12 protein-coding genes are annotated in these 13,966 nt (G+C 70.5%); 1 reads left to right on the top strand and 11 read right to left on the bottom strand.

Annotated features, from left to right (window positions below):
• Positions 1-130 precede the first annotated feature (130 nt).
• Genes ABZV77_RS37415 through ABZV77_RS37400 form a run of 4 tightly spaced genes read right to left on the bottom strand, consistent with a single transcriptional unit; the run spans position 131 to position 3,854 of the window.
• Positions 131-802, bottom strand: coding sequence for a response regulator transcription factor (locus ABZV77_RS37415; RefSeq protein WP_356266906.1), 672 nt, complete (start codon positions 800-802; stop codon positions 131-133).
• Positions 799-2,046 carry a histidine kinase gene (locus ABZV77_RS37410; protein WP_356266904.1) on the bottom strand — a complete coding sequence of 416 codons (1,248 nt, stop codon included), beginning with the start codon at positions 2,044-2,046 and terminating at the stop codon, positions 799-801. Before ABZV77_RS37410 ends, ABZV77_RS37415 begins: the two co-directional genes overlap by 4 nt.
• A gap of 36 nt (positions 2,047-2,082) precedes the next feature.
• Positions 2,083-2,895, bottom strand: a complete 813-nt coding sequence (locus tag ABZV77_RS37405) for an ABC transporter permease (RefSeq protein WP_356266903.1) — start codon at positions 2,893-2,895, stop codon at positions 2,083-2,085.
• The gene (locus ABZV77_RS37400) at positions 2,892-3,854 is read right to left on the bottom strand and encodes an ATP-binding cassette domain-containing protein (protein ID WP_356266901.1); all 963 of its coding nucleotides are present in this window, start codon (positions 3,852-3,854) and stop codon (positions 2,892-2,894) included. The genes ABZV77_RS37405 and ABZV77_RS37400 overlap by 4 nt, the downstream gene beginning before the upstream one ends.
• Positions 3,855-3,983: 129 nt before the next feature.
• On the opposite strand from ABZV77_RS37400, the gene ABZV77_RS37395 reads away from it, so the two are divergent.
• On the top strand, positions 3,984-4,535 hold the full coding sequence (locus ABZV77_RS37395; RefSeq protein WP_356266899.1) for a GNAT family N-acetyltransferase: 552 nt from the start codon (positions 3,984-3,986) through the stop codon (positions 4,533-4,535).
• Positions 4,536-4,650: 115 nt separating this feature from the next.
• Here ABZV77_RS37395 and ABZV77_RS37390 read toward each other — a convergent pair whose 3' ends face one another.
• The 7 genes from ABZV77_RS37390 to ABZV77_RS37360 form a co-directional block, all read right to left on the bottom strand.
• Entirely contained in the window at positions 4,651-6,261 is a 1,611-nt protein-coding gene (locus tag ABZV77_RS37390; RefSeq protein ID WP_356266898.1) for a type IV secretory system conjugative DNA transfer family protein, read from the bottom strand.
• Complete coding sequence (locus ABZV77_RS37385; protein ID WP_356266896.1) at positions 6,251-7,651, bottom strand: ATP-binding protein; 1,401 nt, start codon at positions 7,649-7,651, stop codon at positions 6,251-6,253. The genes ABZV77_RS37390 and ABZV77_RS37385 overlap by 11 nt, the downstream gene beginning before the upstream one ends.
• A 46-nt stretch (positions 7,652-7,697) precedes the next feature.
• A complete protein-coding gene (locus tag ABZV77_RS37380; RefSeq protein WP_356266894.1) occupies positions 7,698-9,257 on the bottom strand; it encodes an SCO6880 family protein in 1,560 nt (519 codons plus the stop codon).
• Complete coding sequence (locus ABZV77_RS37375; protein WP_356266892.1) at positions 9,254-10,615, bottom strand: hypothetical protein; 1,362 nt, start codon at positions 10,613-10,615, stop codon at positions 9,254-9,256. The genes ABZV77_RS37380 and ABZV77_RS37375 overlap by 4 nt, the downstream gene beginning before the upstream one ends.
• Positions 10,605-11,444 carry a hypothetical protein gene (locus ABZV77_RS37370; RefSeq protein WP_356266890.1) on the bottom strand — a complete coding sequence of 280 codons (840 nt, stop codon included), beginning with the start codon at positions 11,442-11,444 and terminating at the stop codon, positions 10,605-10,607. The genes ABZV77_RS37375 and ABZV77_RS37370 overlap by 11 nt, the downstream gene beginning before the upstream one ends.
• A gap of 237 nt (positions 11,445-11,681) precedes the next feature.
• Positions 11,682-11,990 (bottom strand): hypothetical protein, encoded by a 309-nt coding sequence (locus tag ABZV77_RS37365; RefSeq protein ID WP_055570172.1) that lies wholly within the window; start codon positions 11,988-11,990, stop codon positions 11,682-11,684.
• A gap of 215 nt (positions 11,991-12,205) precedes the next feature.
• Positions 12,206-13,837 (bottom strand): hypothetical protein, encoded by a 1,632-nt coding sequence (locus ABZV77_RS37360; protein WP_356266888.1) that lies wholly within the window; start codon positions 13,835-13,837, stop codon positions 12,206-12,208.
• Positions 13,838-13,966 lie beyond the last annotated feature (129 nt).

Here is a 13,966-nt window from a genome sequence, read left to right as displayed (position 1 = left end):
GGAAGCTAAGCCTCACAGCGCCGATGGTACTGCAGGGGGGACCCTGTGGGAGAGTAGGACGCCGCCGAACTCATTGTAGAGAAAACCCCCGCACCTTTGGTGCGGGGGTTTTCTGCGTTCCAGGCCCCTTCTATGAAGGGCTCACCAACTTCGTGTCGTACGCCAGAATCACCGCCTGGACCCTGTCCCTCGTCTCCGTCTTCGCCAGAATGCGGCCCACGTGCGTCTTCACCGTCGATTCCGCGAGGTGCAGACGAGAGGCGATCTCCGCGTTCGTCCAGCCCTGGCCGATGACCGTCAGGATTTCGCGTTCCCGGTGCGTGAGAGAAGACAGGCGCGGGTGTTCCGCCGGGTCGGAGGAAGCGGCACCGGCCGACGGCAGCTGATCCGCGTACGCGTCGAGGAGTCGACGGGTCAGGCTCGGGGCCACCACCGCGTCGCCCGAGGCGACCGCGCGGATTCCGGAGAGGAGTTCCTCGGGGAGTGCGTCCTTGATGAGGAAGCCGGAGGCTCCGGCGCGGAGCCCCGCGTACGCGTACTCGTCGAGGTCGAACGTCGTGAGGATGAGTACGCGGGTGCGGTCGCCCGACGCGATGATGCGGCGGGTGGCCTCGATGCCGTCGAGTCCGGGCATGCGGATGTCCATCAGGACGACGTCCGGGTGGAGTTCGGCCGTCATGCGGATGGCCTCGCTGCCGTTCCCGGCCTCGCCCACCACTGCCATGTCGTCCTGGCTCTCCAGGAGCATGCGGAAACCGAAGCGTTGCATGGGCTGGTCGTCGACGATGAGCACGGTCGTCACGTTGTCGTCTCGCTGTCCTTCGGGAGATGGAGGTGGACCCGCCATCCGCCGGTCGGGCGGGGAAGCGGTCCGGCCTCAAGTGTGCCGTTGTACAGGGCAGTTCGCTCGCGCATTCCCGTGAGACCGCGGCCCGGGGAGGGGGACGGGGCGGCTGCTGTGCCCGAGTCCGTGCGCGAGTCCGTGCCCGTGTCCGTGACCTCCACGGTGACTCCGTCCGCCGCGTACGTCACGTCGACCGTCGCCGTGGCGTCGGGGCCGCCGTGCTTGAGGGTGTTCGTGAGGGCTTCCTGGACGACGCGGTAGACGGTGAGCTGGCGGCCCGCGGGGACGGTGTCGGGGCTGCCCTGGACCGTGGTGTGTACGGGGAGGCCCGCGGCCCGTACGCCGTCGATGAGTTGGCTCAGGTCGGTGAGGGCCGGTTGCGGGGCGAGCTCGGCGGGGGCCGGGGCGCCGTCGCGCAGGACGTCCAGGAGGCGGCGGAGTTCGCCGAGGGCCTGGCGGCTGGTGGTGCCGATCGCCTCCAGGGCCTGGCCCGCACGCTCGGGGGACTTGGCGGCCGCGTACGAACCGCCGTCCGCGAGGCCCGTGATGACCGACAGGTTGTGTCCGATGATGTCGTGCATCTCGCGGGCTATGCGGGTGCGTTCGGCGGCGGCGGCGAGCTGGGCCTGCTGGTCGCGCTCGACCTCCAGCTGCCGGGCGCGCTCCACGAGCGCCTCGGTGTAGTCCTGGCGGGAGCGCACCGCGATGCCGAGCAGGGCGACCAGGGCGTACGCCCACATGTTCGGGATGATCTGCTGGTCCCAACTGTCCTCGGGATAGCGGATCGCCCCCACGACCAGCGGGGTCGTCATCATCAGGCCCGCCCAGCCGAGCGTCCTGAGGGGCAGCCGCATCGCGATGCTGAAGAGCACGAGCATCTGGATCAGGGCGGCCTGCAGCATGGCCCCGCTCCAGCTGTTGACCAGGCCCGTCACCACCATGACGGTGAGGACCGCCATCGGGTGCCGCCTGCGCCACAGCACGGGCAGCGAGAGCCCCACGGTCATCAGGAAGATCAGCCATCCCGGGACGTCCGTGTTCGGCGCGACGTTGCGCCAGCCGCCGCTCGCGTCGACGAGCGCGGCGCCCACGAAGAAGGCGGTGACCAGCAGATCCCAGACGAGCGGGCGGCGCCTGTCGAAGGCGCGCACCCGCTGGGTCAGTCGCTGGAGGAGCTGGGTGAGGGGGTGTGGCTCGGTCACGGCCTCATCCTCGTACACCACGAACTTCTTGTGGCCTCATACGTCACGTCGCTTGAGCAGCATCGTCGCCGCCGCCAGGATGGCCGCCGCCCACAGGGCGAGCGTGCAGACGGCGGTGCCCGGCGCGATGGTGTTCTCCACCCGGGCCACCGAGCCGAGCGAGCTCGCCGCCTGGGCCGGGAAGTACTTCATGGCGGTCTCGACGGCGTCGAAGGGCAGCATCGCCAGGACCTCGGGCAGGATCAGGACGGAGCCGACGAAGGCGCCGATGGCGCCGGGCACCGAGCGGAGCAGCGCTCCGAGGCCGAGTGCGATGAGGCTGAGCAGGGTGATGGACGTGGCGCTTGTCGTGAGGGCGCCGAACACTCCGGAGTCGGTGAGGGAGAGCTTCTTGTCGCTGTCCGCGAGCCAGATCTGGGCGAGGAGGAACGTGACGACGTTCGTCGCGAGGCACAGGGTGAAGGCGACCGCCGCGAAGACACCGGCCTTGGACCACAGGACGGGCAGGCGGCGCGGGACCGCGGCGAGGGAGGAACGGATCATGCCCGTCGAGTACTCGCCCGCGGTGACGAGGATGCCGAGGACGGCGAGGCAGATCTGGGAGAGCTGGGTGCCGAAGAGGGTGAAGACGATGGTGTCGACCTCTGAGTCGTCACCGTCGTAGGTGACGCCCATGGTGATGCCGACCGCGATGACCAGGAAGCTCGCGGTGATCAGGGTGATCCACGTCGAGCGGAGCGTCCACAGCTTGTGCCACTCGGAGCGGACGATGCCCTTGGTGCTGAGGCGGTAGGCGGTGGCCGAGTTGCGGGCGGGTGCCGAGCGGTCGGCGGTGAGGGTGGCGCTCATGCCGCGACTCCTTCCGGACGAGGGGTGGTGGCAGGGGCGCTGGGGGCGTTGGTGGACACGTACTCGACCGAGTCGCGGGTGAGGTCCATGAACGCCTGCTCCAACGACGCCGTGTGAGGGGTCAGTTCGAAGAGGGGGATGCCGTGGGCGGCCGCGGTGCGGCCGATGTGCTCGGCGTCGGTGCCGCGCACGTCGAGGACGCCCGGGGTGTCGCCGGAGATCCGCACGCCCGGTGCCGCGAGCAGCTCGGTCAGGTGGCCCGCCTCGGGGGTCACGACCTTGACCGCGCCGGTGCCCGACTCGCGTACGAAGCGTTCGACGGTGGTGTCCGCGAGGAGTTTGCCGCGGCCGATGATGATCAGGTGCTCGGCGGTGAGCGCCATCTCGCTCATGAGGTGTGAGGAGACGAGGACCGTACGGCCCTCCGCGGCAAGGGACTTGAGGAGGTTGCGGATCCACAGGACGCCCTCGGGGTCGAGGCCGTTGACCGGCTCGTCGAGGATCACCGTGGAGGGGTCGCCGAGCAGGGCGGCCGCGATGCCCAGGCGCTGTCCCATGCCGAGGGAGAAGCCCTTGACGCGCTTGCGGGCGACCTCGTGGATGCCCGCCAGGTCCAGGACCGCGTCGACGCGGCTCTTCGGGATGGAGTGGGTGTGGGCGAGCGCCATCAGGTGGTGGTACGCGGAGCGGCCCGGGTGGACCGAGCGGGCCTCCAGGAGGGCGCCGACCTCGTGCAGGGGCGCGGGGTGGGCCGCGTAGGCGCGGTCGCCGATGGTGGCGCGGCCGCTGGTGGGGGCGTCGAGGCCGACGAGCATCCGCATGGTGGTGGACTTCCCCGCGCCGTTGGGGCCGAGGAAGCCGGTGACGGTGCCGGGGAGCACCTCGAAGCTGAGGTCGTCGACGGCCTTCTTGGCGGACTTGCCGCCGTAGTGCTTGGTCAGTCCGTATGCCCTAATCATGTTTTCGATGGTGGCGTGCGCGGGGGCGCGGATCGTCGGACCGGGGGCGGGCAGTGGGAGCGGGCGATAGTACTCGGGTACGACGGCGACCCCGAGGTGCCCCTTGACGGCGGAACCTAGGATCACGGCATGGAACACGAGTACGTCGTACGAACCGTTCGCGCCGACGAGTGGCCGCAGGTCAGGGAGCTTCGGCTGGCCGCGCTGCGGGACCCGGCGGCGCCGGTCGCCTTCCTGGAGACGTACGAGGAGGCCGCGGCGAAGCCCGACTCGTACTGGCAGGAGCGTGCCGCGGGGGCCTCACGCGGGCTGTCGGCCCGGCAGTTCGTGGCGGTGGGCCCGCACGGCACGTGGGTCGGTTCGGTGACCGCGCTGGTCGAGGAGGCGGGGGCGGCCGACGTCTTCGGCGGGGTGGTCGAGGAGCGGCAGGCGCATCTCGTGGGGGTCTTCGTGCGGCCCGAGCACCGGGGCGACGGCGCGACGGACGCGCTGTTCGAGGCGGTCGTCGGGTGGGCGTGGTCCTTGGCGGGGCTTGAGCGGGTGCGGCTGTACGTCCACGAGAACAATCCGCGGGCGCAGGCGTTCTACCGGCGGTTCGGGTTCGTACGCAGCGGGGAGGTCGTCCCGGTGCCGGGCGACTCGTCCTCGCGGGAGTTCGAGCTCGTGCTGAAGAGGCCTTGAATTCAGAGAACGTTGAAGTTGAAGGGGTGGGGCTGGAGCTCCGGTTCTGAGCGGGCGATCAGGTAGCCGAGCTGCGCTGACGACGTACGTCCACGCCCACCCTCCGCGGATGCGTCTACGGCACCGGCAGTTCGCTGTCCGGCCAGCGGGATCTGCCCTGTTCTCGCGACCGGAGCAGGGCCAGGGTCGGCAGACCCCGGTCCGCCCCGGTGGAGAGCAGCTCCGGAAGCTGGGGCAGCGGAGCCACCGCGGCGACGTCGTCCAGGACGAGCGTCATTGGTGGGTCGAGCCGACCGGAGGATGACCGTGCGGCCATGCGCCGGCCGTGCTCGACCACGCTTGAGGCGAGTGCCGTCAGAAGGGGCATGGCACCCGGGCCCTGGCGGGACTTGGGATCCTCGATCGCCTCACCCACCACAAAAAGCGTGCCCCCTTCATCGACGAAGGAATCCAGGGAGAGCGCATCGGTTCGGTTCGGCGTGCAGGACTCGCGTACGTGGACCGTGAAGAGCGCGGAGAGGGCGCGGGCGGTCAACTCCTGCGCTATGTCGCGCCGTTCCGGGTGCCCGGTGAGCGTCGCCTCCAGCTCGCCCGCGGCGCCGGACGCGGCCTTGGGATGCGTACGGAGGATGCGTACCGCCTCCTGCACCTGGTTGCCCTGCGACCAGCGGTGCACGATCTTCATCGGCTTGTCGGCCACCGCGGCGGCGTGCAGGAAGCTGCGCAGCAGGATCTGTGCCGTGTCGGCCACGGCGACGTCCAGCTTCGCGGCCGGTCTTATCGGGGCGAGGAGGGCGGCGGCACGGGTGTCCGCCGTCGCCCTGTCACCGCAGCCGGTGGTGGGGGACCAGTGAAGGCGGGCCGGGGTGTCGCACAGGTGGGACGGGTCGTAGAGGAGGACGGGTCCGAGCTTGGCGCGGGCGTCCTTCGTCTCCGCCCACAGGGTGGGGTCGGAGGTCAGGACGAGGGCGGCGCCCTCGGCGTCTTGGACGGCCTGCACGGCGAGGGGGCGGCGGGTCGTGGGGTCGCCGAGGACCAGGGGGGCGCGGGGGGTGGGGACGACGGCCGGGACCACGGGGACCACGGGGGGCATGGGGGCGGGGTTCGGGGGCTCGGCGGCTGCCGGTTGGGGGACGGGAGGGGCGGTGTACTCGACCGGCGTGGGGGGTGCGGTGGATGCGGGGGGCGCGGTGGACGCGGGAGACGCGGCGGGTGCACCCGCCTCGAAGGAAGCCGAAGCCTCACGAGGGTCACGAGGAGCCGAGGTCTCAACAGGCCCAGCAGCATCGGCTGCTCCAGCCCCTGCCGCCCCTGCCACCCCCGCCCGCCGAGCCCTCCGCACCGCCCGCCACCGCGTCACCGTCCCCATGATGAAGACCGTGAACACGACCAGGACCAGCAGCTGGCCGATGAACAGGCCCCAGAACAGCCCGTACCCCGAGAGCTGGTCCGCCGGGGTCTCGGGCCACGCGCCCGCCACGTCCTGCGGATTGCCCACCAGGTGGCGCACCGCGGGCGGCGTATGACCGAACGACACCTTCTCCGGCCAGGCCCCCTGCGCGAACCGGCCCGCGAGGTTCGTCGCCGACCAGACGAGGACCGTGGCTCCGATCAGGAAGCCCAGGAAACCGACCAGGAGCCCGTCAGGAACGCCGCGTTCGGGGCGTGCGCCCCGGTCGGGACCGCGTCCGCGAGGAGGCCGGTCCCGCTCCCACTCATCCCGCATGCTGCTCCATGTAAGCCGCCCGCTCCTCGGCCTCCAGCTCCGCCGCCCGCAGCGCCTCGTCGGACGGAGTGTCGCCGGCGAGGTCGGCCGACGACTCGGTCATGGCGCGGTCGGTGAAGACCAGTGGCCGTTCGGTCTCGGTGATCAGGTGCTTGACCACCTGTACGTTGCCGTTCACGTCCCAGACCGCGATGCCCGGTGTGAGCGTCGGGATGATCTCGACCGCCCACCTCGGTAGCCCGAGGACCCGTCCCGTGGCCCGTGCCTCGTCGGCCTTCTGGGCATAGATGGTCCGGGTGGACGCCATCTTCAGGATCGCGGCCGCCTCCTTGGCCGCCGCCCCGTCCACGACGTCGCTCAGGTGGTGGACCACCGCCACGAAGGACAGGCCGAGCCGCCGCCCGAACTTCAGGAGCCGCTGGAACAGCTGCGCCACGAAGGGCGAGTTGATGATGTGCCACGCCTCCTCCACCAGGAAGATGCGCTTCTTGCGGTCCGGGCGGATCCAGGTGTGCTCCAGCCACACGCCCACGATCGCCATCAGGATCGGCATGGCGATGGAGTTGCGGTCGATGTGGGAGAGGTCGAAGACGATCAGCGGGGCGTCGAGGTCGATGCCCACCGTCGTGGGCCCGTCGAACATGCCCCGCAGGTCACCGTCGACGAGACGGTCGATGACCAGCGCCACGTCCAGACCCCACGCCCGTACGTCGTCTATGGCCACGTTCATGGCCTCGGCCGACTCGGGCTCGGGGTGGCGCAGCTGCTCGACGATGTCGGTCAGGACCGGCTGCCGCTCCACGATGGTCTCGTTCACGTACGCGTGCGCGACCTTCAGCGCGAAGCCCGACCGCTCGTCCAGCCCGTGCCCCATCGCGACCTCGATGATGGTCCTCAAGAGCGCGAGCTGGCCGGTCGTAGTGATCGCCGGGTCCAGCGGATTGAGCCGGATCCCCATGTCCAGGGCGGCCGTCGGGTCGAGCCGGATGGGAGTTATCCCCAGCTCCTCGGCGATGAGGTTCCACTCGCCGACGCCGTCCTCGCCCTGTGCGTCGAGGACGACGACCTGCCGGTCCTTGAAGCGCAGCTGGCGCAGCACGTACGTCTTCTCCAGCGCCGACTTGCCGTTGCCGGACTCGCCGAGCACCAGCCAGTGCGGTGCGGGCAACTGCTGCCCGTACAGCTGGAAGGGGTCGTAGATGTACCCCTTGCCGGAGTACACCTCACGCCCGATGATCACGCCCGAGTCGCCGAGTCCTGGCGCGGCCGTCGGGAGGTAGACCGCCTGGGCCTGCCCCGTCGACGTACGCACCGGAAGCCTCGTCGTCTCGACCTTCCCGAACAGGAAGGCGGTGAAGGCGTCCGTGAGGACGGTCAGCGGATCCCGCATCTCAACAGCCTGCCTCTACGTCGATACCGTCTAGCGCTCACGCGCTCTAGCGTCGGATGCCGGTCGCGAACGGCAGCGTGTTGACGAAGGCCCTGTGGTGCTCGCGGTCGCACCACTCCAGCTTCAGATACGACTTGCCGGCGGAGGCGCGGATCGTGCGCTTGTCGCGCGCGAGCGCCTCCGGGGAACGGGACGAGACCGTGATGTACCCGACGAGGTTCACCCCCGCCGCGCCGCTCGCCAGGTCCTCGCCGCGCTGGTCGAGGCGGGAGTGCGAGGCGATGTCGCGGGGGTCGACCGTGCGGTTCATCTTGGCCTGGCGGCTGGCTTCCGCCTCGTCGTTGGTCTTCTCGGTCAGCATCCGCTCGATGGCGACCTCGGTGGGTTCGAGGTCCATCGTCACGGCCACCGTCCTGATGACGTCCGGGGTGTGGACGAGCAGCGGCGCGAGGAAGTTGACGCCGACGGGCGTCATCGGCCACTCCTTCACCCAGGCCGTCGAGTGGCACCACGGGGCGCGGGTGGAGGACTCGCGGGTCTTCGCCTGGAGGTAGGTGGGCTCCATGGCGTCGAGCTCGGCGGGCCAGGCGTTGCGCTTCGTCATCGCCTGGATGTGGTCGATGGGGTGGTCCGGGTCGTACATGGAGTGCACCAGCGAGGAGAGCCGCCCCTGACCGAGCGGCTGCCGGACCCGGATGTCGGCCTCCTGCAGCCGCGAGCAGATGTCGGTGAGCTCGCGCGCCATGACGACGGCGAGCCCGGCGTCCTTGTCGAGCTTCCTGCCGCCCGCCGGGCGGGCCGCGCGGGCCATCGCCTGGGCCTCGGCGGCCAGGTCGCGGGAGTAGTGCATGCAGGCGACGAGGTAGGCGCGGTGCTGCTCGCTGCTGGTCGACACCATGGACTGCAGCTGGTCGTACGACTGCTGGAGCCAGGGCAGGGCCCGGGTGTCCCCGCGCACGCTGACGTCCTTGGCGTGCGCGTCCGGGTCGGCGGGGAGCGTACGGGCGAGCATCTGGAGGCGGGTGACGAACCCGTCCCCGTTGGCGACGTGCTTGAGGAGCGTCCCGAAGCGGTCGACGAGGGCTTCCTGGTCCTCGCTGTCGCGCAGCCCGACGCCGGGGCCCTCGATCTCGATCGCTGCCGTGACGGTTCGCCGGTCGGCGTGGAGCAGCACGGCGATCTCGTCCGGGCCGAAGGGCGCGGCCAGCCAGCTGATGCGGCCGATGCCGGGCGGCGGGCCGATCTCGACCTCGCGGCCGTCGAGCCGGATGCCCGACTCGGGCGCGGCGGAGCGGTAGGCGGTGCCGCGCTTCAGGGAGCGCTTGTAACTCCGGTTGATCTCGAACCACTTGAAGAAGGTGCGGCCCTTGTACGGGACGTAGACGGCCGCGATGGCGAGCATCGGGAGGCCGGTGAGCAGCACGATGCGCAGGGAGAGGACGGGGACGAGGAGCCCGCACATCATGCCGAGGAAGGCGCCCACGATGATCAGGGCGATTTCCCCGGTCTCGCGGTTCTTGCCGACGATCGCGTTCGGCCGGGCGCGGCCGATCAGATATGTGCGGCGGGGCGCGACCGGCTGGGACACGTGGGACTGGGTCGTCAACGCCCTTCACCTCCCGTGCGGTTGTTACTGCTCTTGCCTGAACCGCCGCGTGGGCCCGCGTGCGGGGTGTTCGTCGCGCCGCTGCGCGGCGGGGGTGCGGCGGAGGGGACAGATCCGCCGCCGTTGGAGGAGCCGCCGCCGGAGGATCCGCGGCTGCTGTGTGCGGCGACGCCGCCGCTGACGGGATTGGCGGGCCTGCCTTGGTTGTTCCCGCCACCTCCCCCTCCGCCGCTGTTTCCGTTGCCGCGGGCACTGTGGGTCTTGATGCCCTGCGAGACGAGGGAGGCGGGGGAGCTGATCACGGCGGCGGCCTTGTTCTCGGCGCCGCGCATGATGCGGTTGTTGCGGGAGTTCGCGATCTCGTCGCCGAAGCCCGGCACGAAGCGGTAGATCATCGCGCTCGCGAAGATGGCGAGCAGAATGATCGAGAGCCCGGAGACGACCGCGGAGAAGGAGTCGGGGCCGTCGTCGGCGGAGAGCGCTCCGGCGAGACCGAGCACGATGACGATGATCGGTTTGACGAGGATGACGGCGATCATGATCCCCGCCCAGCGGCGGACGTGCGTCCACAGGTTCTTGTCGACGAGACCTGCGTAGACGACGGTGCCGAGGAGCGCTCCTACGTAGAGGAGCGCGGCCCTGATCACGAGCTCCAGCCAGAGCACGCCCGCGGCGAGGATCGACACGAGCGAGACGACGATCAGCATGATCGGCCCGCCCCCGATGTCCTCGCCCTTCTTCAGCGCGCCCGAGAACGTCCCGAAGAACGTGTCCGTCTGACCGCCCGTCGCCTTCGCGATGACGTCCGTGACGCCGTCCGTCGCGGAGACGACGGTGTACAGGATCAGGGGGGTGAAGGCGGAGGCGATGACGGTGAGCCAGAGGAAGCCGATGGCTTCGGACAGGGCGGTGGTGAGCGGGACACCCCGCACCGCCCTCTTCGCGACGGCCAGCAGCCACAGGAGCAGCGTCAGGACGGTCGACGCGGCGAAGACGACGGCGTACTGCTGCAGGAACTGGGGGTTCGTGAAGTCGACGTTCGCGGTCTCCTTCACGGCGTCGGAGAGCTTGTCGACGGTCCAGGAGGCGGCGTCGGCGCAGCCTTTTGCGAGGGAGCTGAGGGGGTCGAGGGTGTCGCCGAGGGGGGGCTCGGTGGGGTATTTGCCGCTGCCGCCGCTGCCGCCGTCCTCGCCTTTTTCGCAGTACTTCTTGGCGGGGCCGATCAGAAGGTCGCAGGAGTCGTCCGATGGCTTGGGGTCCGGGGCTGCGAAGGCACGCGTGGCCAGCAGGACCGCCGTGGCCTGCACGGCAGCGACGGCGGCGGTGACCTTGAGCACGCGACGTGGGCTACCGGGCATACGTGAACCCTCCGTACTCCTCGATGGCCTTGCTGATGTCGTCCGAGGCCGATGCCCGCTCGTCGCCCGGCACGGGAGTGGGCCCGCTCTTCTGCGAATCCGCCGTGATCTTCCAGTCGCCGTCGGCCCACCGGAGGGTGAACGTCCACGTCTGCCAGGTCGAGCTGACCGGGTTGGTCGAGCGCTGCCCGGACATTCCGAGAAGCCCCATGTACCAGACGGAGATCTCGGCCTCGTCATTGCTGTACTTCAAGACCTTCGTACCCACAGGGACGGTGCGTGAGACGAACGTGCTCCCCTGCGGAGGGTTGCCCTTCGCGTCGAGGCCCAGCGTTTCGAGGAACTTCGTCGAGTACGCCTTGTCCATGGGCGCCTTGAGCTTGGCGGATGCGGCAGGCGTGTAGATGGTGTCGACGATGCCGTGGCGACTGTCGACCTTGAACATGCCCGTACCACCGAGAGCCACCGCATAGTTGGACGCCGCACTCTGCGCCCCCTGCTCGTCATGCGCGTACCCGGAGGGGATCCCCCCGTTCTTGCCCCCGACAGGCTTCTCCCCCGTCGCCGCCGTCGACGACGCGTCCGGCTTCTTGGCGTCGCCGCCGCCCGAAGAGGAATCGTCCCCTCCGCGGTTCGCGAACGCGATCGCCGCGATCAGGAGGACCACGACGCCCACGACCGTGACGAGGCTGCGGGAGGATCCGCGGGCGGGGCGGGCGGATCTGCGGGTGCCGTAGACGTCGTCACCGCCCTCCCCCTCGGGAAGGCGCGTCCGGGTCTCCCCCGAGCCGCCGAAGAGGCCGTCGTTCCGGTCGTCGTCGGGACTCATGCCGCGCACGCCCCCTCAACCTCTCGCTGGACCGTCTCGTAGGACACGTATGACGGTAGCCCTGCTGGTTCCCGCGCGGGCGCGGTGTGGTGACTCGACATCAGGGAGTTGCAACCTCAGCCGGTGGGCACGACGGACGGGTGGGGGAGAGGGGGACAGGGAGAGGGGGGACAGGGAGAGGGGGGACAGGAGGAGAGGGGACGTGGGGGAGGAACGGCGGAGGTCAGCGTGGGACCGCTAGACCGCCATGCCGTAGACGATGGTGAACAGTGTGCCCAGCGATCCGATGATGAAGACGCCGGTCAGGCCCGCGATGATCAGTCCCTTGCCCTGCTCCGCACTGAACGTGTCACGCAGCGCCGTCGCACCGATGCGCTGCTTCGCCGCGCCCCAGATCGCAATGCCGAGACAGAGGAGGATGGCGATCGCCATCACGACCTCGATCATCACGCGTGCCTCGTTGCCCAGACTCCCGAAGGGACCCCAGTCGGGGGCGATCCCGCCGATGATGGTGGTGATGTCGCCCTTTTCGGCTGCCATAAGCATGTGTAACTCACCGCCCCTAGTGGGTTGTTCTGCCACCTCTGCCCACTCGGTGCAGAGGACAGCTCATTGTCGCCGACAATCGGGCCCGCGCATGTCGCCTTGGCGCCATTCGTTGGCTGACTTCGTACGTTTCCTCGTACGCGAGGTCCGGTGACTCTGTGTATCACGCGGTACGACGCCGGGCAATGACGGCCCGGCGTGCCCCTGACCAGGTGTTAAGTGGGCCCGAGCCCGGCGGTGCCGCGGGTCACGAAGGAGCAGTCGGTGTAACGGTACGAGGTGCTGAGCTTCGCGCCGTCGGCTCGATTGCGTACGGTCGCCCGCTTGTAGAGGAAGTGGTAGTCGCCCGCGGGCAGCCGGAGCGTGGTCCTCGGGTACTGCTTGACCCCGGCCCGGCAGGCGGCGTCGCCCCGGGACCTGGTGGCGTAAATGTGGCATGACGTGCAGTCATCGAGCTTGACGGTGCCGGTGGTGGGGCCGGTGTAGAGGACCTCGAGCGCGCCGGGGCCGAGGTTGGCGACGACGAACTCGACCGTGCCGCTGCCCCCTGAGGCGCGGGTCGGGGGCAGGCGGCGGCCCGCGGCGGGGCGTTCGGCCGCGATCTCCGCGGCGACGGCGATGTCCTCGGCGCGGTCGCGCTTCGCGCTCCCCGGGTACTGCCTGGCGAAGCCCGTCAGCGTCGCGGCGGCCTCGGCGAAGGCGCTGTCCTTGAACTCGTCCACTCCGCAGGCGTAGACGCCGCGTTCCACCGCGCGGTCGGTGGTGTCGCGCAGCGCCTCGGTGTCGACCCGGCCGCCGGGCAGCGCTTCGGCGGTCCGGCTGAGGGTGCGCAGCTCGTCGACGCCGGTGCAGGGGTCGGAGCCCTTGAGCGCGGCCGAACGGGTGTCGATGGCGGCGCGCAGGGCGGGCCCGACCTTCGCGGCCTGGTCCGACTCGGGGAAGGTGCGGAGGAGTTCGCGCAGCGGTTCGTTCGCGTCGGCCCTGCCGAGGGCGGCGGACCCGCACTCGTAGAGGGAAGTGGCCAGGCGTGCGTCGGGCCAGGCGGCGAGCGCGCCGAGGCGGCCCCTGCCGAAGGCCGGGACGGTGTCGGGGACGGTCCGCAGGTGTTCGAGCGGGACGACGGCGTCGCAGTACCGCCCGGCGGCGTACGGGGCGGCGACGGACTTGTAGTACGCGTCGAGGCTGCCGGGCAGCCGGTCCGCGGCCTTCGACCCCGCGTGGTCCTCGGCCAGCCCCCGATAGAGGCCGAGCGCCTTCTCGTACTGCCGCTCCGCCGTGCCGCCGAAGGCCTGCCCGTCCAGTCCCTCGACGATGCGGTCGGCCTCGTCGAGTCGGCCGAGGAGCATCCGCTCGATCGCCTCGTCGCGCGCGGACTCGTACGCGAGCGATGCGCCGGTCGGCACGGCCAGGAGGACGACGCCGAGGCCGATGGCGAGGGGCGTCGTCCGGAGCGGCCGGGGGGTGCGGGCCTGGGCGGCCCGGTACGCGCCGTGGGCCGCGGCGAGGAGCAGCAGGGCGGCGTATCCGATGAGTACGCCGCCGGGGACGCCGTCGACGTCGGCGGGCAGCGCGATGAGGAGCAGGGCGGCGGTGGCGGCACAGCAGAGGAGGGCGAGGAGCCGTTGCCGGAGGAGGAGGTAGCCGAGGCCGAGGCCGTTGAGGTTGAGGAGGGCGGTGGTGAGGGGGTGGGGGTTGGGGCTGTTGGGTGATGGTGGCGGTGGCAGTGGCGGTGGTGGCGGCGGAACTGGAGGAACTGGTGGGAGCGGTGGCATCGGTGGGCCGAACTCTCCGGGCTCTCCGAACTCTCCTGGGCGGCGGTCCTCCGGGCCCCGGTCCGGTGCATTCATCGGCGGCTCCCCCCGGCCGTGACGCCGCGCCCTGGACGGCCGCCGCACACAGAGGCCGCATGACGCCCAATTCACCCACCATCGGGGTTCGTTGAGGGCACGTCAATCGGGTGCGGAGGGAGCGTGTGA

The organism is Streptomyces sp. NPDC004732 (assembly GCF_040609235.1).
Classification (GTDB): domain Bacteria; phylum Actinomycetota; class Actinomycetes; order Streptomycetales; family Streptomycetaceae; genus Streptomyces.
Note: the sequence above shows the minus strand (reverse complement) of the source record. Positions and strands in the feature narration are given on the sequence as shown.

Bases quoted from the DNA above. Each gene is read 5' to 3' on its own strand.
- ABZV77_RS37405 (WP_356266903.1), bottom strand. From the start codon at position 2,895: ATGAGCGCCACCCTCACCGCCGACCGCTCGGCACCCGCCCGCAACTCG.
- ABZV77_RS37400 (WP_356266901.1), bottom strand. From the start codon at position 3,854: ATGATTAGGGCATACGGACTGACCAAGCACTACGGCGGCAAGTCCGCC.
- ABZV77_RS37395 (WP_356266899.1), top strand. From the start codon at position 3,984: ATGGAACACGAGTACGTCGTACGAACCGTTCGCGCCGACGAGTGGCCG.
- ABZV77_RS37390 (WP_356266898.1), bottom strand. From the start codon at position 6,261: ATGCGGGATGAGTGGGAGCGGGACCGGCCTCCTCGCGGACGCGGTCCC.
- ABZV77_RS37385 (WP_356266896.1), bottom strand. From the start codon at position 7,651: ATGCGGGATCCGCTGACCGTCCTCACGGACGCCTTCACCGCCTTCCTG.
- ABZV77_RS37375 (WP_356266892.1), bottom strand. From the start codon at position 10,615: ATGCCCGGTAGCCCACGTCGCGTGCTCAAGGTCACCGCCGCCGTCGCT.
- ABZV77_RS37370 (WP_356266890.1), bottom strand. From the start codon at position 11,444: ATGAGTCCCGACGACGACCGGAACGACGGCCTCTTCGGCGGCTCGGGG.
- ABZV77_RS37365 (WP_055570172.1), bottom strand. From the start codon at position 11,990: ATGCTTATGGCAGCCGAAAAGGGCGACATCACCACCATCATCGGCGGG.
- ABZV77_RS37360 (WP_356266888.1), bottom strand. From the start codon at position 13,837: ATGAATGCACCGGACCGGGGCCCGGAGGACCGCCGCCCAGGAGAGTTC.